This is a genomic window from Pseudoruegeria sp. SK021 (assembly GCF_002119405.1).
Lineage (GTDB): Bacteria > Pseudomonadota > Alphaproteobacteria > Rhodobacterales > Rhodobacteraceae > Meridianimarinicoccus.
On record NZ_MTBG01000028.1, the window covers coordinates 1 to 23273 of the forward strand.

General features: G+C 62.6%; 19 protein-coding genes. 6 read left to right on the forward strand and 13 right to left on the reverse strand.

Going from position 1 to position 23273, the window contains the following annotated elements; translation table 11 throughout:
• Nucleotides 1–854 precede the first annotated feature (854 nt).
• Nucleotides 855–2267 carry a short-chain fatty acyl-CoA regulator family protein gene (locus BV911_RS14510; RefSeq protein ID WP_086054347.1) on the forward strand — a complete coding sequence of 471 codons (1413 nt, stop codon included), beginning with the start codon at nucleotides 855–857 and terminating at the stop codon, nucleotides 2265–2267.
• A gap of 35 nt (nucleotides 2268–2302) precedes the next feature.
• Here the strand turns inward: BV911_RS14510 and BV911_RS14515 are convergent, their stop codons facing one another.
• The 6 genes from BV911_RS14515 to mgtE form a co-directional block, all read right to left on the reverse strand.
• Nucleotides 2303–3892: a CRTAC1 family protein gene (locus tag BV911_RS14515; protein ID WP_086054348.1), complete on the reverse strand. Its 1590-nt coding sequence runs from the start codon at nucleotides 3890–3892 to the stop codon at nucleotides 2303–2305.
• A 105-nt stretch (nucleotides 3893–3997) separates the two neighbouring features.
• Nucleotides 3998–4747 (reverse strand): YebC/PmpR family DNA-binding transcriptional regulator, encoded by a 750-nt coding sequence (locus tag BV911_RS14520; RefSeq protein WP_086054349.1) that lies wholly within the window; start codon nucleotides 4745–4747, stop codon nucleotides 3998–4000.
• A gap of 108 nt (nucleotides 4748–4855) precedes the next feature.
• Nucleotides 4856–6634 carry an SLC13 family permease gene (locus BV911_RS14525; RefSeq protein WP_086054350.1) on the reverse strand — a complete coding sequence of 593 codons (1779 nt, stop codon included), beginning with the start codon at nucleotides 6632–6634 and terminating at the stop codon, nucleotides 4856–4858.
• 114 nt (nucleotides 6635–6748) lie between these two features.
• Nucleotides 6749–7561 carry a TIGR00282 family metallophosphoesterase gene (locus BV911_RS14530; RefSeq protein ID WP_086054351.1) on the reverse strand — a complete coding sequence of 271 codons (813 nt, stop codon included), beginning with the start codon at nucleotides 7559–7561 and terminating at the stop codon, nucleotides 6749–6751.
• 79 nt (nucleotides 7562–7640) lie between these two features.
• Complete coding sequence (locus BV911_RS14535) at nucleotides 7641–8210, reverse strand: 5-formyltetrahydrofolate cyclo-ligase (RefSeq protein WP_086054352.1); 570 nt, start codon at nucleotides 8208–8210, stop codon at nucleotides 7641–7643.
• Nucleotides 8207–9586, reverse strand: coding sequence for a magnesium transporter (gene mgtE, locus BV911_RS14540; RefSeq protein ID WP_086054353.1), 1380 nt, complete (start codon nucleotides 9584–9586; stop codon nucleotides 8207–8209). The genes BV911_RS14535 and mgtE overlap by 4 nt, the downstream gene beginning before the upstream one ends.
• A 186-nt stretch (nucleotides 9587–9772) precedes the next feature.
• Here mgtE and guaD point away from each other — a divergent pair, with 186 nt between their 5' ends.
• Nucleotides 9773–11077, forward strand: a complete 1305-nt coding sequence (gene guaD / locus BV911_RS14545; protein WP_086054354.1) for a guanine deaminase — start codon at nucleotides 9773–9775, stop codon at nucleotides 11075–11077.
• Nucleotides 11078–11192: 115 nt separating this feature from the next.
• Nucleotides 11193–12026: an aldo/keto reductase gene (locus tag BV911_RS14550; protein ID WP_086054355.1), complete on the forward strand. Its 834-nt coding sequence runs from the start codon at nucleotides 11193–11195 to the stop codon at nucleotides 12024–12026.
• 18 nt (nucleotides 12027–12044) lie between these two features.
• Here the strand turns inward: BV911_RS14550 and BV911_RS14555 are convergent, their stop codons facing one another.
• A complete protein-coding gene (locus BV911_RS14555) occupies nucleotides 12045–13118 on the reverse strand; it encodes a zinc ABC transporter substrate-binding protein (RefSeq protein WP_086054356.1) in 1074 nt (357 codons plus the stop codon).
• Between the two features lie 81 nt (nucleotides 13119–13199).
• On the opposite strand from BV911_RS14555, the gene BV911_RS14560 reads away from it, so the two are divergent.
• From BV911_RS14560 to BV911_RS14570, 3 genes are read left to right on the forward strand one after another with little or no spacing between them, the layout of a single operon-like run.
• On the forward strand, nucleotides 13200–13685 hold the full coding sequence (locus BV911_RS14560; protein WP_086054357.1) for a Fur family transcriptional regulator: 486 nt from the start codon (nucleotides 13200–13202) through the stop codon (nucleotides 13683–13685).
• On the forward strand, nucleotides 13682–14488 hold the full coding sequence (locus tag BV911_RS14565) for a metal ABC transporter ATP-binding protein (RefSeq protein WP_086054358.1): 807 nt from the start codon (nucleotides 13682–13684) through the stop codon (nucleotides 14486–14488). The genes BV911_RS14560 and BV911_RS14565 overlap by 4 nt, the downstream gene beginning before the upstream one ends.
• Nucleotides 14488–15285, forward strand: coding sequence for an iron chelate uptake ABC transporter family permease subunit (locus tag BV911_RS14570; RefSeq protein ID WP_086054359.1), 798 nt, complete (start codon nucleotides 14488–14490; stop codon nucleotides 15283–15285). The genes BV911_RS14565 and BV911_RS14570 overlap by 1 nt, the downstream gene beginning before the upstream one ends.
• A gap of 77 nt (nucleotides 15286–15362) precedes the next feature.
• Here the strand turns inward: BV911_RS14570 and BV911_RS14575 are convergent, their stop codons facing one another.
• The 6 genes from BV911_RS14575 to BV911_RS14600 form a co-directional block, all read right to left on the reverse strand.
• Nucleotides 15363–16130 carry a LamB/YcsF family protein gene (locus BV911_RS14575; protein ID WP_086054360.1) on the reverse strand — a complete coding sequence of 256 codons (768 nt, stop codon included), beginning with the start codon at nucleotides 16128–16130 and terminating at the stop codon, nucleotides 15363–15365.
• A complete protein-coding gene (locus BV911_RS14580) occupies nucleotides 16127–17170 on the reverse strand; it encodes a biotin-dependent carboxyltransferase family protein (protein ID WP_086054361.1) in 1044 nt (347 codons plus the stop codon). The genes BV911_RS14575 and BV911_RS14580 overlap by 4 nt, the downstream gene beginning before the upstream one ends.
• Nucleotides 17167–17937 (reverse strand): allophanate hydrolase subunit 1, encoded by a 771-nt coding sequence (locus BV911_RS14585; RefSeq protein ID WP_086054381.1) that lies wholly within the window; start codon nucleotides 17935–17937, stop codon nucleotides 17167–17169. The genes BV911_RS14580 and BV911_RS14585 overlap by 4 nt, the downstream gene beginning before the upstream one ends.
• Nucleotides 17938–18287: 350 nt before the next feature.
• Nucleotides 18288–19367, reverse strand: a complete 1080-nt coding sequence (gene recA, locus BV911_RS14590; RefSeq protein WP_086054362.1) for a recombinase RecA — start codon at nucleotides 19365–19367, stop codon at nucleotides 18288–18290.
• 165 nt (nucleotides 19368–19532) lie between these two features.
• Complete coding sequence (locus BV911_RS14595) at nucleotides 19533–21770, reverse strand: ATP-binding protein (protein WP_205963864.1); 2238 nt, start codon at nucleotides 21768–21770, stop codon at nucleotides 19533–19535.
• Nucleotides 21771–21959: 189 nt separating this feature from the next.
• Entirely contained in the window at nucleotides 21960–23144 is a 1185-nt protein-coding gene (locus BV911_RS14600; RefSeq protein WP_086054364.1) for an RsmB/NOP family class I SAM-dependent RNA methyltransferase, read from the reverse strand.
• Between the last annotated feature and the right edge of the window lie 129 nt (nucleotides 23145–23273).

The following is a 23273-nucleotide window of genomic DNA, read 5'->3' on the forward strand; positions in this document are numbered from 1 at the left end:
TCTCTTCAGATTACAAATTGTCAAACAACGTGGGGCAAAACCCCGAAAACCTCGTCAATGCAAGAGGCAAAAATTCACAGGTGGCGCTCAATAAAAGCGCTGCCCGCTCACACTCGTCTCCAACATCGCACCAGAACCAACTCGCCGCCGGTCCCGATCCCCGTCCCCAGCGCCGCAGTCTCGTTGGCGCCGTGTCCGGTAGAGGCGTATCTAGGGAGTTCGCCCCGGAGGCGCAAGCTTTTTCTTCGGGGCGAGGCATTTTTTTTAGAATTACCCCATCGGTCGCCTATTTTTCCGTCAATCTCGCTAGACTGATAAGCCCCCCCCCATCTGCGCTTGGATCGGAGGCGACCTGGATCAGACCGGGCCTACAGAACCGCTGCACCGTCATGACTTAGCAGATCCGTATGGGCTGGCTGAACCTCGACCGGGTGACTTGCTTTCTGCAAGGCTTCGCTCCGCACAGGATCAAAACCGTCATTCCAGCGTCAACGATGAGGTGCCCCCCTTTAGACCTTACAACGCTCCACTCTCGGGACAGGTCAGAGCCGAGCCAAATTTTCAGAGCACCCTTTAAACAAGCCATCCCACCGGTGCCTTGCGCTCAGCCGCCCCCGATCCAAATCGCACAGCCGGCGTCGGGGTAACTGTCCCACGCGGGGCACCGATTATCAGCCCGACGAAAGTCCGATAAACGTCCGATCATTCCCCGACAGAGAAATTCCAATGATTACATTCGGAAGGACTGGTCTTTCTAATCTCACCACAAACCGTCCAATGCGGCTTCAGGTTTGCAGGGAGATCGGGACCCGTTAAACACGACGGATGCCGATGCCAGTTCTGAAAGGCCGCCAATGACACCCCAGAAACTCTATGCCGGCGCGAAGCTGCGCGAGATTCGCCGCGGGCTGGGACTGACGCAGCGGGCCTTCGCCGACAGGCTCGGTGTATCGTTGCCCTATCTCAACCAGATGGAGAACAATAACCGTCCGGTGTCTGCCGGTGTTGTGCTTGGCTTGGCGCGGGAATACCGGGTCGATGTCACCGATCTCAGCACTGGCGATGCCGAACGACTGGTCACCGACATGCGTGAAGCCTTGGCCGACCCCGTGTTTCATGATGCTGAGCCGCCGCTGGCCGATCTGCAACTGGCCGCCTCAAATGCCCCGGCTCTGGCGCGGGCGTTTCTGGAATTGCACCGGGCCTATCGGCAAGGCCATGAACGTCTGGCCGCATTGGACGAAGCGTTGGGTCGCGGCGGCGCCCACCGCGTCGCATCGCCGTGGGAAGAGGTGCGGGACTTTTTTCACTATTGCAACAACTACATCGATGCGGTGGACCGGGCGGCGGAAAGGTTCTCGACCCTGGAACGGGTCGGGTCGGGTCCGATGGGTTTGTGGGCGCGCGGGGTGGCTGCGCTGACGGCGATCGGGGTTGAGGTCACGATTGCCGACCAGCCCAAGCTGCGCAGCTATGATCCGGTGCGGCGTCGCCTGACCCTTGCGCAACGGGCGTCACCGGCCACTCAGACCTTCCAATTGTTGCATCAGGTTGCGCTTTTGACCCAAACGGATTTGCTGGAAGCCACCTTGGATCTGGCGCGCTTTCAATCGGGAGACGCCCGCGCCATCGCCCAAATCGGTCTGGCCAATTACTTCGCTGGTGCGGCCCTTCTGCCCTATACCCGGTTTCTGGCAGCCGCGCAGGACGCACGCCATGATCTTGAAGTGCTCGGCGAACGGTTTGGTGCCTCGCTTGAGCAGGTCGCGCATCGCCTGTCGACCCTGCAACGCCCCGGCGCAAAGGGCATTCCGTTCTTTTTTGTCTGCGTCGATCAAGCTGGAACCATCACCAAACGTCATTCCGCCACCTTGATGCAGTTCGCCCGCTTTGGCGGCGCCTGCCCGTTGTGGAACGTACACCGCGCCTTCGAGACCCCCGGTCGGTTCTTGCGACAACTGGCCGAAACGCCGGACGGGGTGCAGTATCTTTGCCTCGCCCGGGATGTTTCAAAATCCGGCGGCAGTTTCCATGCACCGATCCGGCGTTACGCCATCGGCTTGGGCTGCGAGGTCCACCACGCCGGGGCCCTTGTCTATGCCGACGACCTCGACCTCGGCAATGCCCGAGCCTTTGAACCTATTGGAATTTCTTGCCGGATTTGCGAACGGACCGATTGCCACCAACGCTCGGTGCCACCGCTGGAGCGCAGCTTGACCATCGATCCGAACCAACGCGGAACGCTGCCTTACGAGGTGACGCGATAGTTCAGACGGCCTCCACACCGGGCCGCACCCCACGCTCAGTATTTTGGGCCGTCCCATGTCACGGTCTCAATTTCGCCCGCCCGTGCAATCACCCCGTGACCGTTCACTTCGGCCGACGCCCACGGCCCGGCGGTGCCGTCTGGCCATATCACGCGAACGCGCGCCGAGGTTGCCGCTCCAAGACCGAAATGCGCAAACCCCGCCTGCCCGCCTGCGTGACCGCCGCCGACCTGCACCTCGCGAAGCGCCGACACTCCATCAGCCTGTACTTCGATCTTGGCGCCCACCGCATGCCGATTTCCCGCCGCCTGTTCAAGACGCAGTTTCAGCCAGTTTCCGGCCCCGGTGGTGACATTTTGATAAAGCTTTAGCGGCGCACGCCGTTGCACCACGACAAGATCAAGCAGGCCGTCCCGGTTCAAATCGGTCACGGCTGCGCCCCGCCCGCGGGCGGTCGAGCCAACCCCCGCGCCATCGCCATATTCAAGAAAAATGCCATCTGGCTGCTGCATCAGCAGGTTGTCGGGGTCGGCCATGGCGCTATCGGGCATCTGATCAACGTTGCCCTTCGCGATGAACAGGTCATCGCGGCCATCATTATCGACATCGCCAAATTGAACGTGCCAGCCGGTGCTGGGCCGCCCCTCGTCACCGATATAGGGCAATTGTGCCGTGGTGCCGCGCGGCCATGCGATAGACTGATATGTCGGCGCCCCGTCCGACGTCGTGAGACTATAAAGTTTTTGGTCCGCCATGCTGGTCACGGCAATCTCTGGCGCCCCATCGCCGGTGATGTCCCGAGACGCAATGCCCATCCCCCATAGCTTTTGGGTTAGCCAGCCGTCGCCGTCGCCGTATTCCTGCAAGACCGGCGACACGCGGAACAGTTGCTCGCGGCCCTCGGTGACATAATAATGGCGATCGTTGCTGATCCAGAGGTCCTGCTGGCCGGATCCGCGCCAGTCGGTGAACAGCATCGACAAAGTGCAAAAACCGGGCGCGATCGTCTCTGGCGGCAGATAGCCGTCCCCACCGGGACGAAACAACTGATGGGTGTCGCAAGCGCCGAACGGACCGTTCGGATCGGCGCGGTCAACGTAATTGCCAACGGCGAATGTCGGCCGCGCGGCCGCGCCCTCCCAAGTAGCAGAAAATGCTGTGGTCCATCCCGCACCCGGGGCAATGGTCCATGCCGCGTCGGCAGGTTCAAATTGGCAATTGCCGAGGCCGCGAAAGACGGCGTTGGCGCCGACCCGCATCACGAAAAGGTCGAGATGGCCGTCGCCATCAATGTCGAGGGGATAAGCGCCGGTGACACCGGTCAGGCCCAGACCGGGCGGTTCTGGGAAATCGAAGGACAAAGGCGCGCCCGCGCTTGGCGTGGTATTGCGCAACAGCCGGGCCGGATTGTCACCGCCTGCAACGTAGAGGTCCGGAAAGCCGTTGGAATCGCAATCAAAAACTGCAACGCCGCCGCCGACAAAATGCTCCCATCCGCCGGCATAGACATGGGTGACAGGCAGGGTGTCGCTGAGATCGCGGAAGGCCGGGTCGGCGGCCAGCGGCGTCGCAACACCCAGCAGGACCACCCAGATGAGGCGGCAGCAAGATCGCAGATTAGTCATGCGCCGCCCCCCCTGCCGCGTCGGACTTCTGTCGGACTTTCGTCGGACTTTTATCGGACCGTACCTGCGTTGGCACGCTGGGCACGGCCCCTCATTGCAGGGGTGTCAGCCAGCCGACATCGCTTCCATGACCTCGTCCGACACCTCAAAATTGGCGGTGACGATCTGAACGTCATCATCATCTTCCAAAGCTTCGATCAGGCGAAACAATTTGGTGGCCGATTCCAGATCCAGTTCGGTGACGGTCTGGGGCTTCCAAATCAGCTTAGTCGATTCAGATTCGCCCAATACCGCTTCGAGGGCGTTGGACACCTCGTTCAAATCGGTGTCGGCGGTGTAGATGACATGACTTTCGTCATTGCTTTCCACATCGGCCGCGCCGGCCATGATCGCGGCTTCCATCACCGTGTCGGCATCACCGACCGAAATCGGATAGACCACTTCGCCCATACGATCGAACATAAAGGACACCGAGCCGGTTTCGCCCAAGTTGCCACCAAGCTTGGCAAAGGTCGAACGGACCGAACTTGCCGTACGATTGCGATTGTCGGTCATTGCCTCGACGATCACAGCAACACCGTTCGGGCCATAGCCCTCATAGCGAATCTCATCATAGTTGTCGGCATCGCCAGCCTGTGACTTCTTGATCGCGCGATCAATCACGTCCTTGGGCACGGATTGCGACTTGGCTTCTTTCACCGCAAGACGCAGACGCGGGTTCTTGTCCGGGTCAGGTTCGCCCATCTTGGCGGCGACGGTGATTTCCTTGGACAGCTTCGAAAACAGCTTGGAGCGCGCCGCGTCCTGCCGCCCTTTACGATGCTGGATGTTTGCCCATTTTGAGTGGCCTGCCATGACCCAAGATCCTTCGAATTGCCCGATTTCGGTCTCTATATGTCACCGAAGGCACGGCCCGCAAGCCTTGGCAACACGCACGAGGCAGCGTGCCAAGGCCAAAGCCCGTCACAAGGGCCAGAGCAGCGGGATCAGCAGCGCCGACAGAATACCCACTGACAGGTTCAGCGGAATGCCCACTTTCATATAGTCTGTGAAGCGATAGCCGCCGGGACCAAACACCATCATATTGGTCTGATAGCCGATGGGCGTGGCGAAACTGGCGCTGGCCGCAATCATAACCGCGATCACCAAAGGCCGAGGGTCTAAACCCAGCTCATGCGCCAACCCAATAGCAATGGGCGTGACCACCACGGCCACCGCATTGTTCGACACCATCTCGGTCAACACCGAGGTCAACAGGTACACGGCCCAGACCAGCAGGAACGGCGACAATCCAGCCAGAGAAGGGGCCACCCGGCCAACCACCAACGACACAGCGCCTGACGCCTCCAGACTGGCACCGATGGCCAGCATGGAAAAAATCAGCACCAGCAAGCGTCCGTCGATAAAGCCAAAGGCCTCGTCGGCATCGATGCACCGGGTCAGCAGCACCACGGCGACCGCAACCACCGATAAAACCAAAATCGGCGCCACACCGAAGGCGGCGAGAGCCACGATCGCGGTGAGACAGACAATCGCGATCGGCGCATGGCCGCGTCGGAACGCCCGGTCAGACGGGGTCGAGACATCGACCAGATCCATGTCGGTGGCAAGGCGCTTGATGTCGGCGGGTGCGCCCTCCAACAACAGGGTATCGCCCACCCGCACCACCAGATCATCCATCTGTCGGCCGATATTTTGATTCGAGCGATGCACCGCCAGCGGATAGACGCCATACCGCCGCCGCAGGCGCAGCGCCCCAAGCGAGCGTCCGATCATCTTGCATCCGGGGGTAATCAACACTTCAACCGTGGTGGTTTCAACGGATGACAGTTTATCGACCATGGACAGGTCACGGTTCTGTTGCAGCCCCAGCAATTCCGCCATCTGGGTCCGAAGCACCACCCGGTCCCCGGCTTGCAACGACACTTGCGCCATGTCGCGCCGCAGCGAGGCGTCGCCGCGCAGCACGTCGATCAGCCGAACCCCATCGCGCTTGAACAGGTCGACATCGGTGACATCACGCCCGATCAGGGCACTGTCTTCGGGAACGGCGACTTCGGTGAAAAACTTCATCCCGCTGCGACCAGACAGCAGGCTCGCCATGCTGTCCCGCTCCGGCAGAAGCCACGGCGCGATCACCCCCAGATAGATCATGCCCCACGCCACAACCGCAAGCCCGAGCGGCGTGACCTCGAAGATGGTGAAGGCGGCCAGCCCTTGCGACCGGGCGACGCCGTCCACCAGCAGGTTGGTCGAAGTGCCGATCAGGGTCATGGTGCCACCCAGAATGGCGGCATACGACAACGGAATCAACAGCTTGGATGGGGCCTTACCCAAGGTCCGCGCCAGTTGCGTGAAGACCGGGATCATCACCACCACCACCGGCGTGTTCGACACAAACGCCGAGGCGAGCGCGACAAACGCGATCAGCGCAGCAATGGCCATTTTCGGGCTGCGCCGGGCAAGACTTTCAATTTTCTTGATGAACCAGTCCAGGGCCCCGGTCCGTACCAAAGCCCCCATGACCACAAACATGGCCCCGATTGTCCAAGGGGCGGGGTTCGATAGCACCGCCAAAGCGCTCTCATAAGGCAAGATTCCCAACACCAACATGGTGGCACAGCCGCTGACGGCCACCACTTCGGCGGGGTATTTATCTTGTAGAAAGCCCACAAACATCACCAACACAATCACCAGTGCGGCGATCGCATCTGCATGGGGAATCCCCAGAAGTTCACTCATAGAGCCGCCTCACACACTCGACGGGCGATCATCCCGCAGCAGGAACGGAACGGCAAGCCTGCGTTTTTTGTTCCGCTCCCGTCCGTGATGCATTCGCTGCGCTTTCGGCAGCGATCAAGGGGCCGAAGCCTGCAGAACACCGCCTTCGCGGACCATGCGAACGGTGCGGGCCTTGCCGGTGCGATCATCTGTCTCGACGAAAACCCCCGACAGGGTGGCCTCGCCCGAGGCGGGCGTGAACCGGCCAGACCCCATCCCGGTGACGAAGCGGCGCAAGGGTTCGGCCTTTTCCATCCCGATGACGGAATTATAGTCGCCGCACATGCCAGCATCGGTCTGATAGGCGGTCCCGCCCGGCATCACCATCGCGTCCCCGGTCGGTACATGGGTATGGGTGCCCACCACCAGCGAAGCGCGGCCATCGCAGTAATGCCCCATGCCCATTTTTTCCGAGGTGGCCTCGGCATGGACATCGATCAAAATGGCTTGAACCATGCCGCCCAACGGATGCGCTTTCAGCACCGGTTCCACCGCCGAAAACGGATCATCGAACGGGCGTTTCATGAACACCTGCCCCAAGGCCTGCATCACCAGAATCTTGCGGCCATCGGGCAGCCGGTAAACGCCATGCCCCCGCCCCGGCGCACCGCGGGCATAATTCAGCGGCCGCACGATCCGGGATTCTTTACCGATATGGGACAGCATGTCCCGCTGGTCGAAGGCATGATCGCCAAGCGTCACGCAATCGGCCCCGGCCTCAAACAAGGCCTTGGCATGGTCGGGCGACAATCCCGAACCGGCAGTTGCGTTCTCGCCATTGATGACGACGAAATCCAGCCGCCAGTCGCGACGCAGACCAGCCAAGCGTTCGGTCACGGCAGAGCGACCCGCGCGCCCCATGACATCGCCAAGAAAGAGAATTCTCATGCGCCTTGGTTAGGGGGCTGACCGGTCCGGGGCAAGCGGTTTTGCCGGACCTTTTGACCCAAGGCCGCTTGGCGCGAAATTAAGGGGCGGCCTGAAATGCAATCCCGCGCTCTGTGATCACCGCATCCAGCGGTTGGTCGGTCGCCTCTTGCGGCAGATCGGAGTCGAATTGGTCGGCAAAGGCAAAGCCCACCGCCAGCACCGGATGCTGCGTCCGCAGCGCCGCCAGCGTCCGGTCATAATGGCCTTTGCCATAACCCAGCCGCGCCCCGTTTGGACCAAAGGCCAGCAGCGGCACAATGACCACAGCCGGCAGGAGCGGCGCAGCTTCGGCAGGGGTTGGCACATTGAACGCCCCTTGCGTCATCTCAGCGCCCGGCTGCCAGCGCAGAAACTGTAAGGGCTGATCCGCGCCAACAATCTGCGGCACGCAGACAGAAGCCTCTGCCGCCCAGCCCGTCATCACCCGCAGAGGATCGATTTCCGTGCGAATGGGCATGTAGCCCGCCAAAGCCTGCCCGGCATAGGGCGCCAAAAAAGCCCAAAGATGGCGATGCGCCCCGGTTTGATCGATCCCAGCATGGGCCGCCGCGCGCCGAACCACCGCAGCCTGCCGTGCCGCCATTTTTTTGGATAATAAATCTGTCATAGCAACACCTTGCTGGCCAATCCGAGAAAGGCAAAGAAGCCGACCACATCCGTCACCGTGGTCACAAAGGTTCCCGACGCCAACGCCGGGTCAAGTTTCAACCGATCCAAAACCACCGGGATCAGGATGCCGGCCAGACCGGCCACCAACAGATTGATGACCATGGCGACAGCGATCACCCAACCCAAGGTGAAGGACGCGAACCAGACCGCACTGATCAACCCCATGACGATGGCAAAGAACACACCATTGGCCAGCCCGACCAATGCCTCGCGCCGGATCACCCGGGCCATGTTCGACCCGGTCAGATCGCGCGTCGCCAAGGCGCGGACGGCGACCGTCAAGGCCTGCGTTCCGGCGTTTCCGCCCATGGAGGCCACAATCGGCATCAGCACCGCCAAGGCCACCACCATCGAGATCGCCTCTTCGAAGCCCGAAATCACGATGGAGGCCAAAATTGCCGTCAGCAAGTTCACTGCCAGCCATGGCAAGCGCGCCCGCACAGTTTCAATCACCGTGTCCGACAGGCTGCCTTCGCCGACACCGGCCAGACGCAGGATGTCTTCTTCGTGCTCTTCGCTCATGACAATCATGGCGTCGTCGATGGTGATCACCCCGACCAGACGCCCCGCGTCATCCACCACCGGCGCGGAAATCAGGTGATACTGATTAAAGGCATAAGCGACGTTTTCTTCGGTTTCCGCCACCGGGATGGTCAAAAACGTGTCTTCGGGAATATCACGCAGCAAGGACGCGCGGGGGGCGGCCAGCATCCGGCCCAGCGTCACATTGGCAATCGGGCGCATCCGGGGATCAACCAAAATGATGTGATAAAACTGCTCGGGCAGATCGTCGTGGTTGCGCAGGTAATCAATGGTCTGACCGACGCTCCAGTCTTCCGGCGCGGTCACGACCTCGCGCTGCATCAACCGGCCTGCCGAGTATTCCGGATAGGCCAGCGCCTGCTCAACCGCGACCCGATCAACCGAATCCAGCGCCTCGAGGATGACCTCTTGCTGGTCCTCGTCCATGTCCTGAACCAGATCGACAACATCGTCGGTTTCAAGGTCACGGATGGCCAAGGACAAAGCGTCAGGCCCAAGGATTTCAATGACTTCGTCGCGGAGACCTTCGTCAAGTTCCGACAGAACCTCACCGATCCGATCGGATTTCCAGAGCCGCAGCAGCGCCTCGCGTTCGGATCGGCCGACCTGTTCCAGAACGTCGGCGATGTCGGCCGGGTGCATCTCATCAAGGATCGCGCCAAGGGCGACGGCGTCTTCGGCGTCGATCGCCGCGCTGATCAGGTCTTCGCGCTGTGCGTCAGAAATAGCGTCATGGGAGATCTGGTCTTCGGGGTCTGGGGTGTCGGACATGGGATCCCTCTTTTTCTCATATCTTATCGAGTGCACTATGGATGCAACAGCACAAAGACCGTCCCGTTGGCCGGACTGCGACACGGTGCCATGGGGGGCAAGACCAGCAACACCGCCTGCCGGGCCTTGCCGCGGGCGTCCGGTTGGCGTTCCATGGCGCCAGCCAATCGCAAAGGACACCCCGAGATGACCCCTACCACCCTTTTGACCGGGCAAACCCTATGCTTTCACGGCGATCCCTTTGCGACCCACTGGGATGATGCGGTGATCTATGAGGCGCATGGTGCCGTCGCCATCGCAGACGGGCGGATCACGGCGGTCGGACCGGCCACCACCTTGAAGCAGGCGCACCCGCACGCCACTGTCATTGACCACGGCAATGGGTTGATATTGCCGGGATTCATCGACGCGCACGTGCATTATCCGCAAACCGGAATGATCGCCAGTTGGGGCAAACGGCTGATCGACTGGCTGAACACCTATACCTTCCCAGAAGAACTAAAATTCGCCGATCCGGCCTATGCCCGAGCGATGGCAGATCTGTATTTCGACACCGTTCTGGCCAATGGCACCACCAGTGTTGCCAGTTTTTGTACCGTCCATTCCGCCAGCGTCACCGCGTTTTTCGAGGCGGCGGCGGCGCGGGGCATGTTGGTGGTGGGCGGCAAGACCTGCATGGACCGGAACGCACCTGACGGATTGCTGGACACGGCACAGACCGCCTATGACGACAGCAAAACCCTGTTGAACCAATGGCATGGACGGGGACGTTCACGTTACGCGATCACACCGCGCTTTTCCCCGACCTCGACCCCCGATCAGCTGGCGGCGATGGGGGCGCTTTGGGCGGAATTCCCCGATTGCTTGATGCAGACCCATCTGAGCGAGCAAACCGACGAGATCGCTTGGGTCAAGACGCTGTATCCCGAGGCGCGCGATTATCTGGACACCTATGAAGCCCACGGGCTGCTTGGACCGGGCGGGCTTTATGGTCACGCGATCCATCTGGAACCGCGCGAGATCGCCCGGCTGGCCGAGGTGGATGCCAGCTTGGTCCACTGCCCGACATCCAACACGTTTATTGGCTCTGGCCTGTTTGCCGCGATGGATTTTTGCACGGCGGGTCAACGGGTTGGCCTTGCGACAGATACGGGCGGCGGGTCCAGTTTTTCGATGCTGCGGACCATGGCGGCGGCCTATGAGGTTGGGCAATTGCGCGGCACGCCGCTGCACCCGGCCCAGTTGCTGTGGCTGGCAACGGCGGGGTCCGCCCGGGCGCTGCGGATGGAGGCAGAGATCGGCACATTGGCCCCCGGAATGGCGGCGGATTTGGTGGTGCTGGATCTGGCCTCGACCCCATCCATCGCCCAACGCAGCGCCCGCGCCACCGATATTTGGGAGGCGGTTTTCCCCACCATCATGATGGGCGACGACCGGGCGGTGCGCGGCGTCTATGTAGTTGGAAACGCTCGGGGATTTGCGTCGGACTAACGTCGGACTTTTATCGGACTTTCGTCGGACCTTTGACCGGCCCATCTGCACTGGGGCTTTGCGGACTGCGGGCGGTGCGGTAAGCTGCCCGCAGTCCCCTACCGGAGCGCCCCCCATGCAGCCTGATCCCACCCTTTCCCTGAACGACGGCACCGCCTTTCCGAAGATGGGCTTCGGCACATGGCGACTGGACGACGCCGCAGCCACCGAGATGGTGGGGCACGCCATCGGATGCGGCTATCGCCTGATCGACACCGCCAAGGCCTATGACAATGAAACCGGGGTCGGACAGGCGGTGCGTGCCGCCGAGGTCGATCGGGACGCCCTGTTTATCACCAGCAAGGTCTGGAACGACGATCACGGCTATGACGCCACTTTGCGGGCGTTTGACGGCTCAATGCAGCGTCTGGGGCTTGAGGTCATGGATCTGTATCTGATCCATTGGCCGGTGCCCGAGGCTGGATTGTTCGAGGACAGTTGGAAGGCCTTGGTGCGGCTGAAAAGCGAAGGCCGGGTCCGGCAGATCGGCGTGTCGAATTTTCGCGCCCCGGATCTGGACCGGATCATTGACGACAGCGGCGTCACACCCGCCGTGAACCAGATCGAACTGCACCCGCGATTTCAGCAGCGCAGCTTGCGGGCACTGCATGAACGGCTGGGCATCCGCACCGAAAGCTGGAGCCCCCTTGGGCAAGGCAATCTGGACGATGATCCGGTCCTGGCCGGGATCGCCGCACGACTGGGCAAATCGGTGCCGCAAGTGGTGCTGCGCTGGCATCTGGAGCAGGGGCTGATCGCGATCCCCCGCTCCGGCACCCCGGCGCATATTGCCGCGAACCGGGCGATCTTGGACTTCACGTTATCGGAAGAGGATCACATGGCCATCGCCCGGCTGGATACTGGAGCCGGGCGCATTGGTCCCGACCCCAGCACATTCACCGACGCCTAAGGCGCGGGTCTTCTCCCGTTACGACAGGCACTCGGCCATGTTTTGCGCCATGGCGCCAATCAGGGCGGGATAGAGGCCCGGTCCCGGCGTCAAATCGGCCCCTAACGGATCAAGGGTTGCGCTGTTGGCGTCTGATCCGTCCAGAACCGTGGTCACCAGTGCCGGGCTGAATTGCGGTTCTGTAAAGACGCAGACGACCTGCAGATCCTCGACGGTCTGGCGGATTTCCGCGATGCGGGCGGCGCTGGCCGGGCTGGCATCGCTGAGGGTAATGGCCCCGGCTGCGGCCAAGCCAAACCGGGTCTCAAAATACTGATAACCGTCATGGAAGGTGATGAACGCGCGGCCTTGGACCGGGGCCAGCAGCGCATCAATGCGGCTGATCTCTTGATCAAGAGCCGCCACACCCGCCTCGGCATTGGCTGTGTAGATGGCGGCATTATCGGGGTCGAGGTCAGACAAGTGCCCGGCGATGGTGGTCAGCCAGACTTGGGCATTGGACGGATCGAGCCACAGATGCGGATCGACGCCGCCATCGGCGTGATCATGGTCGTCGTGGTCACTTTGAGCATCCCCGTCGTGGTCATGCTCCCCATCGGCGTGGTGGTCTGCATCGTGGTCGTGGTCGTGGTCGTCATGGGCATCGTGGTCGTCATGGGCGTGATCGTCATGGTCATCGTCGTCGTGATCGTCATGATCGTCATGGGCGTGATCATGGGCATCAAAGCGCGCGCCCTCGCGCAGCGGCAGCACGGTGATGCCGGGGGTCTGGGACAGGTTTTCGACCGTGGCTTCAGGGGCCAGCGTTGTGATCGGATCGCCCAGCCATGGGCTGAGGCCGGGACCGACCCAAACCACCAGATCCGCCGCTTGCAACGCGCCTGCATCCGACGGGCGCAGGGCATAGGTATGGGGCGACTCGCCGGGGCGGACCAACACCGAAGGCGTGCCCAGATCACCCATCACCGTGGCCACCAACGCGTGGACCGGGGCAATATCGGTGACCACGGACGGCACCTCGGCCACAAGGGGCGTGGCAAGGCACAGCCCAAGCGGGGCGAGACGCAAGACGGCAGGACGGGAGAGGCGCATGACGATTCCTTGTAATACTATAACACTCGACGTTCCTAACATGCGATGTTATACTATATCAACAGCCAATCAGGAGCGCCCATGTCCGGCATCGGATTTCACCATCACGACCACGCGGTCTGCGTCGCCGGGGCCCTGCAGGCAGCCGAAGACTACTGCGCCCGGAACAAACTGCAACTGACCAAAGTACGGCGCCGGGTGTTGGAAATTTTGCTGGCGGCGCACCGGGCGATGGGCGCCTATGATATTTTGGCCCAGTTGGCCCGCGAGGGGCTGGGCTCGCAGCCGCCGGTGGCTTACCGGGCGCTGGATTTTTTGGTCAGCAACGGATTCGCCCATAAGATCGAGACGTTGAACGCCTATGTGGCCTGTTCCCTGCCGGGGGCGGCGCATTCGCCGGCGTTCATGATTTGCCGGGTCTGCGGCGCGGTGGTCGAAGCCCCCACCAGCCCGCAAGCCGGACGGTTGGGGGAAGCGGCGCGGGATCTGGGCTTTGCCATCGAAACCGCCGTGATGGAAGCCGAAGGCCTGTGCCCGACCTGCCGCGACCACGGAGCCGCAGAATGAGCCTGATTGAATTGCAAGATGTCAGCGTTCGACTGGGCGGGCATCAGGCCTTGAGCCATGTCAGCCTGACCATCGCCCCGGGCGAGATCGTGACCGTGGTCGGGCCGAACGGCTCGGGCAAGACGACGCTGCTGCGCTGCATCATCGGCGCGGTCGAGCCGCAATCGGGCGCGGTACGTCGCCAGCCGGGGCTTCGCATCGGCTATGTGCCGCAGACATTGGCCATTGACCCGACCTTGCCGATGACGGCGGGGCGGTTTTTGGGCCTGCCCCATCGCCGCCCTGCCCGCGACATCACCGAGGCCTTGATCCATGCCGGAGCCGACGGTCTGGCACAGCGCCAATTATCGGCGCTGTCGGGCGGGCAATTTCGCCGGGTGCTGCTGGCCCGCGCCCTTCTCGAGCGCCCCGCCCTGCTGATCCTTGACGAGCCGACCACCGGCTTGGACCAGCCCGGATCGGCGGCATTTTATCGCCGGATTGAACAGGTCCGGCGCGAATTGGGCTGCGCGGTTCTGATGGTCAGCCATGAATTGCACGTGGTGATGAGCGCGTCCGACCGAGTGATCTGTTTGAACGTCCATGTCTGCTGCAACGGCACGCCCGACGTCGTTGCCTCGGCCCCGGAATACCGGGCGCTGTTTGGCTCCGGCACCGGCGGCGCGCTGGCGCTGTACCGCCACGACCATACACACAGTCATGACGACGGGGCCGCATCGCCGCCACATGATCCCCCCCATGAGAGCGGCCACAGCCATGGCCCGGACTGCACCCATACCCACACCACCGGAGCGCCGCACTGATGCTGGATGATTTTCTGATGCGCGCGACCTTGGCCGGGATCGGCGTCGCACTGGCCGCAGGTCCGCTGGGCTGTTTCGTGGTCTGGCGGCGCATGGCGTATTTCGGGGATGCCACCTCTCATGCCGCGATTTTGGGCATCGCCCTGTCCTTGGCCCTGTCACTGCCGGTGTTCGCCGGGGCGATGGCCGTGGCCCTGATCATGGCGCTGATCGTGTCGGGGCTGAGCGGGCGCGGGATTGCCATCGACACGATGCTGGGGGTTCTGGCCCATTCAGCGCTGGCCTTTGGCTTGGTGGCGGTGTCGTTCCTGCAAGGGGTCCGGCTCGATCTGATGGCTTACCTTTTTGGCGATATTCTGGCGGTCAGCCGCGGCGATCTGATGGTGATCTGGGGCGGAGCGGCCTTGGTGCTGGGGCTGCTGTACTGGCGCTGGTCCGCGCTGCTGACTGCAACGCTTGGGCCGGATCTGGCCTATGCCTGCGGGGTGAACCCGCGCCGCGAGCAACTGGTGCTGACCGTCGCGCTGGCGGTCGTCGTGGCGGTGGCAATCAAGGTGGTCGGCGTGCTGCTGATCGCGGCGCTGTTGATCGTGCCTGCCGCCGCCGCCCGGCCGCTTAGCCGCACGCCAGAGATCATGGCCCTGCTGGCCGCCGGGTTTGGCGCGGCCTCGGCCTTGATCGGCTTGCGCCTATCCTATCTGCAAGACACTCCGGCGGGACCGACGATTATTTGCGTGGCCGCGATCCTGTTTGCCCTAACCAATTTGGCGGGAATGGTGATGCGCCGCCGGGCCTGATCCGCGGCGCGACTGCGGCGTGCTCAGGGGGATTTAGCCCAAGACCCCCACCGGCTGAATGTGATCGCCGCCAGACCTTACAACGCCTGCACCGCGATCCCCGCGTCGCATAGGGCGGCGCGGGTGGCCGACGCAATCGCCACCGCCTCGGCCGTGTCGCCATGCAGGCAAATGGTGTCGATCCGGGTTGGAATGCGGGCCCCACTGGCTGTCAGGATCGCGCCATCGCGAACCATTGCGACCACGCGCGTTGCCGCCGCATCGGCGTCGTGGATCACCGCCCCCGGCAGGCTGCGATCCACAAGGCTGGCATCCTCATTATAGGCGCGATCAGCAAAGATTTCAGCGGCATAAGGACCGCCCATGTCACGGGCGACCGCTTCCATTCCGGTGGCAGCAAGCACCATCAGGATAATCTCTGGCGCAACCGCGCGTGCAACACCAAAGCAAATCCGCGCCAGTTCCGGATCCTCGGTGGCCATGTTCGACAGCGCCCCATGCAGTTTGAAATGCCGCACGGTGCCGCCCGCCGCCCGGGCCATCGCCTGCGCCGCGCCAAGCTGATAGCGGACCGCATTGGCAAGACTGTCTGCGCCCAACGACATCCGCCGTCGCCCAAAGCCTTGCAGATCGGGAAACCCGGGGTGGGCCCCAATGCCGACGCCATTTTGCACCGCCAGCCGCATGGTTCGGGCCATCACATCCGGGTCACCGGCATGAAAGCCACAAGCTATATTGGCCGAGGTTACGATCTTCAGCAGCGCGGCGTCGTTGCCCATCGGCCACGGACCGAACGCCTCGCCCATGTCCGCATTCAGATCCACGCGAAGAGAGGGTGAGGTCATGGCTTAGGTGGCTCCTCGTTCAGTTCGTGCCCGGCGGTGACGCCACCGATCAGCTGGTACGACAGCAGATCGCGGATATCATGGGGGTCCCGGATCAGACGTGCCAGTTGCCCGGACAGACGGGCGGTGGCCGCATCGGCGGCACGGGTGATGGCCAGCCCTTCGGCCAGCGACACAAATTGAAATTGCAAAGCGGTGCCCGGGGCGGCCTGCGCCACGCGCGGCAGGTCAACCGGCAAGACGGTGCCAATTCGGGGATAGCCGCCTGTGGTCTGACATTCCCCCAGCAGCACGAATGGACTGCCGTCACCAGTGACCTGAACATCGCCCGGCACCACAATCTCGGACAGGATATTCAAGCCGCCCTCCACAGCGAACGGCGCCCCGTCAAATGCCAACCTCACCCCCTGACGGTTGCCGCGCGGATCCCGGGTGAAGACGGTGGCGGTGAAGCGCGCCCGTTCCGCTTGGGTGAACAGGTCGGTCTGCGCCGACGCGACGATGCGCAGGACACCGCCAGAGCAGCGATCAGGCACCGGCAGATACTGGGCCGGGGCGGAGAGGTTCGGGTCAGGTCCGACCGGCAGCGTATCGCCCGCCGCGACCGGGCGCCCCACCCCCCCTGCCAGATGGGCCGAGCGCGCGCCCAAGACCAGCGGCGTGTCGAGCCCGCCGCCCAGATGCAGATAGCCATAAACCCCAGTGCGGGCCGCGCCGATGCTTAACTGGGTGCCAGCGGGCCAGTGATGCGCCGCATTCCAACGTAGAGGCTGACCCTCCAGCGTCGCCACCATCGGCGCGCCGGTCAGGGCCAACCGCAGATCGCAGCTGGCGCGAAATTTGCCGCCCATCCCGGCCAGTTCCAACGCGGCCAGATCGGCCGATTGCCCCAACAACACGGCGCCTTCGCGCAATGCGGCGACATCGGCGGCGCCGCCGCGCGACAAGCCGACCGAAAGCAGACCTGGCCGCCCCCCGTCTTGAATGGTGACGCCCGGACCGATACTGTCGACGGTGATGCTGCGGCTATCGGCGCTCATGACAGGGCCTCAACGGTGGCACCGCCCATGCCCTCGGGGTCGTCTTCGATCATCCGGTGCAATACGTCCGCGGACACAGGGGTAAATTGAATGTCATCGCCGGCATTGAGGGCGAAGGGCGCAGCGGCATCGGGCCGGAAGCAGCGAAACCCGGTCAGGCCGATCTGCCGCCAGCCGGTTTGAGTGGCATTTGAGAACACAATCAGTTGCCGGATCGCAACCACCAGCGCCCCTTGTGGCACCATTGGGGTCAGGTCGGTTTGGCGGGGGATGTCCCATGCCTCGGGGAGCGTGCCGAGATAGGGCTGGCCGGGGGCGAAACCAATGGTCTGAACCCGGACCGGCTGCGCAGTGATTTGGGCAGCGGCGTCCTCGGGGCTGAGCCCAACCAGACCGGCGACCTCGTCCAACTGCGGGCCGGCCTCGCCGCCAAACGCCACTGGCACGCGCCAGCGCCGCCGCCGCTGTGGCAGGTCGGCAGCGGACCAGTCACGACTGGCCAGAAGCGTCGTCACGCGGGCGGACAGATCGTCCGGCGCCAATTGAAGCGGATCGAAGCGCAGGAAGGTCGAGGTCAGCGAGGTCGCGGTTTCCGCAACGCCCTCCCATGCTTCCACGTCAATCGCCGCGCGAAAGGCCAGTGCCGCTCGATTGGCAGCCTCGTCCAACCGGTCCGAGAACTGCACCAGCAGGCCAGAAAGCCCGACAGTAGCGACCCGGGGAAACCGGCCGGAACGCGGCGAGGCGGGAGGGGAGGAAACGGTCATGCTGTCCTTGTCGCGGCGCAATGGGGGCGCGGGGCACGCAGCCCCTGCCCCCTCAGTTGACCCCAATCATCGCCGCGCTTCAAGGCCCGCTTGGCCGGCCCGGGCCGCGACATGTCCGCGACGGCGCGCCAGCGTTGCATAGCCAATTGAAATGACGCTGCCTTCGCCCGACCCCAACGGCGGCCGGGCCTGCGACGTTAAGAATTTCTGGTTAGACTAGCCTGTGGGATCCGGGCACTGGCCATCTCCAAAGTACCACCTCGAAAATCACCGGCATCAACCGCCGCGTCCAGTGGAGGTTCCGGCGCGGTGGGCGCCGAAACCGGGGTCACAGGATCACGGGCCGAATTTTAGCCTTCGACGACCGCGTCACCATCGCCCTCAGGCAAGGCAGGCATATCGAAATCCAAGCCATGGGCCGCCCGAATTTTATCTTCGATTTCATAGGCGATGCGTTTGTTGGCGGCGAGGTAATTTTTGACGTTCTCGCGGCCTTGTCCGATCCGCTCATCGCCATAGGAATACCAAGACCCCGACTTTTCGACCACACCGGCTTTGACGCCCAGATCGATCAACTCGCCATTTTTGGAGATGCCTTCGCCATACATGATGTCGAATTCCACCTCCTTGAAGGGGGCGGCGACCTTGTTTTTCACGATCTTGACTCGGGTAGCGTTGCCGATCACCTCATCACGGTCCTTGACCGCGCCAATCCGGCGGATATCCAGACGGACAGAGGCATAGAACTTCAGCGCGTTTCCGCCCGACGTGGTCTCTGGGCTGCCAAACATTACGCCAATTTTCATCCGAATCTGGTTGATGAAGATCACGGTGCACCCGGACCGGCTGATCGACCCGGTCAGCTTCCGCATGGCTTGGCTCATCAGACGGGCCTGCGCCCCGACCTGATGATCGCCCATGTCGCCCTCAAGTTCAGCCTTGGGGGTTAGGGCCGCCACGGAATCGACCACGACCATGCTGACCGCGCCAGAGCGGACCAATGTATCGGTGATTTCCAAGGCCTGTTCGCCCGTGTCGGGCTGCGAGATCAGCAATTCATCCAAATTGACGCCAAGCTTGCGGGCGTATTGCGGATCCAGCGCGTGTTCCGCATCAACAAAGGCGCAGACCCCGCCTTTTTTCTGTTCTTCGGCAATGCAATGCAGCGTCAGCGTCGTCTTGCCCGAGCTTTCAGGCCCGTAAATCTCGATGATCCGCCCCTTGGGCAGTCCGCCGATCCCCAGCGCGATATCAAGACCGAGGGAGCCGGTGGAGGTCGAGGGAATGTCCTGAACAGCACCTTCCTGCCCCAGACGCATGATCGAGCCTTTGCCGAACTGCCGCTCAATTTGCGACAGCGCCGAGTCCAAGGCTTTCTGTTTGTCCATATCCTTAGATCCGCCCAGATTGAGAAGGTTCGCGCTGGCCATTTGTCCTGTCCTTATTTCACGCCCGTTACCGGTCGGCAATACTATCTATGTTCTACTCTTGTTCCCACTTGTATGGCCATCCATTCACCACAAATCAACCCAAATCTTAACGACACCAGACTTGGGCCAAGACGGTAAACAAATCCTTACCATCGATGGGGTGAATCACCCCATCTGCCGCTGAACGGTGGCGGTCAGTTCCTGAAGCGAGAACGGTTTCGGCAGAAAGATCGAATTGGGGATTCGCTCCTGCAGATCGGTGAGGGCATCCTCGGAGTAACCGGAGACGAATACCACCCGTGTCTCGGGCCGCGCCACCAACGCCTCGCGCACCCAAGTTGGGCCATCCATGCCGGGCATCACCACATCGGTCACGAACACATCCACCGACAGGGACGGATCCGACAGAATGCTCAGGGCGGCCTCGGCATTGTCTGCTTCAAGGACGGTATAGCCGCGCAGGCGCAAGGCACGCGACGCAAACGCCCGAACCGGCGCTTCGTCTTCGACCAACAACACCACACCATCGCGCCGTGATGCCGGGTCTGGCAGTCGTGGGCGGGCCACAGCAGGCGTCGCCGTCTGTGTCTCGGGCGAGAAGGCCGGGAAATACAGGGTAAAGACGGTCCCCGTCCCCTTACCGCTTTCCACGAAGATGAAGCCGCCGGTCTGTTTAACGATGCCGTAAACGGTGGACAGACCAAGCCCAGTGCCCTCGCCGGTTTTCTTTGTGGTGTAGAACGGTTCAAAGATTTTTTGCAGATTCTCTGCCGGGATTCCCATCCCCTGATCGGCCACCCGCACCAGCACATACTCGCCTGCCGGGATCACCGCCCGATTGCGGCGCAGGTCCTGCTCCAGACCGACCGTTTCGGTTTCCAGAACCACCTCGCCGCCATCGGGCATGGCATCCCGCGCATTGACCACCAGATTCATGATCACCTGTTCCAACTGGCGTTTGTCCGCGCGGATTGAAGGCAGGCTTCGGTGATGGCGCAGCGTCAACTGTACCCGCTCGCCCACAAGACGGCTTAACAGATGCGTCAGATCGGACAACGCGTCGCGCAGATCAATGACCTCAGGCTGCAAGGTCTGTTTGCGCGAAAAGGCAAGCAACTGGCCAACCAAACTAGCGGCGCGGTTGGCATTTTGATGGATCTGAACCAGATCGCCGTATTCCGGATCGCCCTGGTCATGGCGCAGCAACAACAGATCGCAATGGCCTGAAATCGCGGTCAAAAGATTATTGAAATCATGCGCAACCCCGCCCGCGAGTTGCCCGATTGCCTGCATTTTCTGGCTCTGGACGAATTGCGCCTCAAGGGTCTTCAATTCGGTCGCGTCGGTCAGCACCGCCACCAAGCATTTCTCGCCCTGTTCGACCACCCGCTTGAGCGAGACCTGTACAAAGAGATCGCTGTCCCGGCCACGAACCTGAAGAAATTCCGACTGGTTCAGCCCCCGGCCCGCGGCGGCATCCTGCAACCATTCGGTCACCGAACGCCCCAATCCCGAGACCAAGTCGGACAGCCACGTCCCTTGTTGGATGTCCCGTCCCAGCAAGGCGCAGACGCTTTGATTGGCAACGAGGACCACGCCACTGGCCGAAATCTTTAACAACGGCACCGGCAGCGTATCGAACAGGCGTTGGGTACTGTCGACGCCGCCGAAATTGGGCGGAAGCAAATAAAGCTCCCGGTTGCCGGCGATGGTAGCGTTTTCAGAACCGGAGGCTTCGGCCCCAAGATCGAGCACCCGGAACCGTTGCGACCCATCGCGGGTGGCAATCGTGTGAACGTCACCCGATTGGATTTCGCGCCCCGCCACCACCGCGTCGATCTGAACCGCCTCGGGATCGATCACCGCATCCATTGCCGGGTTCCGGGCCAAAATCCGGCCACTATCGGAGACGACGACCATTGGCAGGCCGATCGCCATGAGACCAATCTGAGCCCCCTTGGGCGACATATCCTCCAACCGCCAGCGATAGGTCCCGTCGCCCAATCCCGCCACTGACAATCGAATCTGGCCATTCCGGCAGACCCGATCCGTGGTGGCCAGACCAGAGGCCCCGGCCCGGGCCGTCAGATCGCGCAGGGTTGTCGCAGGGGCGGCATAAAGGCCCGTCAAACCTTGGGCCAATTCGGCATTTTCCCGGATTCCGAACTGCCGTTCTGATTCGGCATTGGCCATTAGAACCTGCCCGCCCGCATCCGTGATGACCACACTGCAATGATCGGCATCGATAAAGCGCCGGACGGCAGCGCCCCGAAGCCGGCACCAGCCGCGATGCCCCAGCGCCACAATCACGACCGGGATCGCGACAAGCAAGACCCCAGCCCCGGTCGCCCAAATCAGCTGAGGAATACCCGCGCCGGGCAGGTTCAACCCGATCAGCAGCATCCCTAGTCCGGCCAGTGCAGCGGGCCGGGCGATCCGCGCCAAACCTTCGATCTGAATCAAGGACTCCTGTCGACGTGCAGCGACATCCTGCATGGCTCCTCCCACGGGCGATGAGATTCAGCCATAATGCGATTTGGGTTAATCCCAGCTTAAGCAAAATCTCACTGCACGACGCTGAAATGATTACTCTTACAGCGTGTTCGTCCGATCTGGCGCTGTCAAGCGTGCTGCGAAAAAGCCGTCGCCCTGTTGCAATGGGGTGAACCACCGCCGCAAACTACAGGTCCATCCGGGATGGCGGTTTAGGAAGGCGTCAACCTGCGCCTGATTTTCGGCGTCGAGCAACGAGCAGGTCATATAGACGATCTGGCCGGACGGCGCCGTCAGGGCGGCCACGCGGTCGAGGATTTGCGCCTGTACCTCAGTAAGGTCGTTCAGACGGTCCCGGGTCAGGGCCCATTTCCCTTGCGGATCCCGCCGCCACGACCCACTGCCGGAACAGGGCGCGTCCACCAGAACCACATCATAGGGCGCGGCCCGATCCACCGCCGCGCCAGACACCGGCGTCACCGTGACCTTGGCCCGGGCGGCGCGCACGGGAAGATCGGACATGCGGCGCGGTTCAATGTCATGCACAAAGAACTTGCCGCGAACCCGTCCGCCCACGGCCAGCGTTTTGCCACCGCCGCCCGCGCAGTAATCCAGCATCCGCTGACCATCGCCCAGCGGCACCAGATCAGACACCGCCTGCGAGGCCGCGTCCTGCAATTCGATCATCCCCGATGCCAGCGCCTTTGAACCCCGGATACGCCGCGCCCCGGACACCACTTCCAGCGCCGATGGCGACAGCGGCGATGGCTCGGTGACGATCTGCTCGGTCGCCAACTGCTCTTGCGCCGATGTCAGATCGGCAAGGCGCAGGTTCACCCGCAGGAAGATTGGCGCGCGCTGACGCATGGCCCGCAGGACCGGCAGACAGGTTTGGCCCAGCGACTGGTGCAGATCGTCCAACAGCCAGTCGGGACAATCAAGCGCCGTGGCGCTGTCGGGCGGCGGCACCTGTCCCTCGCCATCATCGGGGCCAAGGGGCGGCGGCGCATGGCCCAGACCGGTGAACAGGTCCACTGGATCGCGCCCTGCGGCCCGCAACGCCCCGATCATCACCCCGCGCCCGGTCTCGGCACCACCCAGCGCCGCAAACGAGCGCCGACAGCGCAAGGCATCAAAAACATGGTCCCGCAACGCGGCCCGATCGCCCGATCCGGCAAAGCGGTGGCCCCGCGCCCAAGATGACAGCGCCCGTTCTGCCGGAACCCCTGAAAAAATCTCATCGAGAATCTCGATGGCCGCCGCAATCCGGGCTTCTGGTGTCATAGGGCGGGTCTTTCTGAACGAACGGGCCTTTTAAAATGAAGGCGACGTGGTGGCAAAGTCATCGGGCGGCTATGGTGCAGACAGACGCGCCCTGTCTTTTCGTACCCGCCCCACGGCCGAAGGGGAAGT

Excerpts from the sequence above, each read along its gene's own strand:
- BV911_RS14510 (WP_086054347.1), top strand. The coding sequence starts at position 855 with ATGACACCCCAGAAACTCTATGCCGGCGCGAAGCTGCGCGAGATTCGC.
- BV911_RS14515 (WP_086054348.1), bottom strand. The coding sequence starts at position 3,892 with ATGACTAATCTGCGATCTTGCTGCCGCCTCATCTGGGTGGTCCTGCTG.
- BV911_RS14520 (WP_086054349.1), bottom strand. The coding sequence starts at position 4,747 with ATGGCAGGCCACTCAAAATGGGCAAACATCCAGCATCGTAAAGGGCGG.
- BV911_RS14525 (WP_086054350.1), bottom strand. The coding sequence starts at position 6,634 with ATGAGTGAACTTCTGGGGATTCCCCATGCAGATGCGATCGCCGCACTG.
- BV911_RS14530 (WP_086054351.1), bottom strand. The coding sequence starts at position 7,561 with ATGAGAATTCTCTTTCTTGGCGATGTCATGGGGCGCGCGGGTCGCTCT.
- BV911_RS14535 (WP_086054352.1), bottom strand. The coding sequence starts at position 8,210 with ATGACAGATTTATTATCCAAAAAAATGGCGGCACGGCAGGCTGCGGTG.
- mgtE (WP_086054353.1), bottom strand. The coding sequence starts at position 9,586 with ATGTCCGACACCCCAGACCCCGAAGACCAGATCTCCCATGACGCTATT.
- guaD (WP_086054354.1), top strand. The coding sequence starts at position 9,773 with ATGACCCCTACCACCCTTTTGACCGGGCAAACCCTATGCTTTCACGGC.
- BV911_RS14550 (WP_086054355.1), top strand. The coding sequence starts at position 11,193 with ATGCAGCCTGATCCCACCCTTTCCCTGAACGACGGCACCGCCTTTCCG.
- BV911_RS14555 (WP_086054356.1), bottom strand. The coding sequence starts at position 13,118 with ATGCGCCTCTCCCGTCCTGCCGTCTTGCGTCTCGCCCCGCTTGGGCTG.
- BV911_RS14560 (WP_086054357.1), top strand. The coding sequence starts at position 13,200 with ATGTCCGGCATCGGATTTCACCATCACGACCACGCGGTCTGCGTCGCC.
- BV911_RS14565 (WP_086054358.1), top strand. The coding sequence starts at position 13,682 with ATGAGCCTGATTGAATTGCAAGATGTCAGCGTTCGACTGGGCGGGCAT.
- BV911_RS14570 (WP_086054359.1), top strand. The coding sequence starts at position 14,488 with ATGCTGGATGATTTTCTGATGCGCGCGACCTTGGCCGGGATCGGCGTC.
- BV911_RS14575 (WP_086054360.1), bottom strand. The coding sequence starts at position 16,130 with ATGACCTCACCCTCTCTTCGCGTGGATCTGAATGCGGACATGGGCGAG.
- BV911_RS14580 (WP_086054361.1), bottom strand. The coding sequence starts at position 17,170 with ATGAGCGCCGATAGCCGCAGCATCACCGTCGACAGTATCGGTCCGGGC.
- BV911_RS14585 (WP_086054381.1), bottom strand. The coding sequence starts at position 17,937 with ATGACCGTTTCCTCCCCTCCCGCCTCGCCGCGTTCCGGCCGGTTTCCC.
- recA (WP_086054362.1), bottom strand. The coding sequence starts at position 19,367 with ATGGCCAGCGCGAACCTTCTCAATCTGGGCGGATCTAAGGATATGGAC.
- BV911_RS14595 (WP_205963864.1), bottom strand. The coding sequence starts at position 21,770 with ATGCTGCTGATCGGGTTGAACCTGCCCGGCGCGGGTATTCCTCAGCTG.
- BV911_RS14600 (WP_086054364.1), bottom strand. The coding sequence starts at position 23,144 with ATGACACCAGAAGCCCGGATTGCGGCGGCCATCGAGATTCTCGATGAG.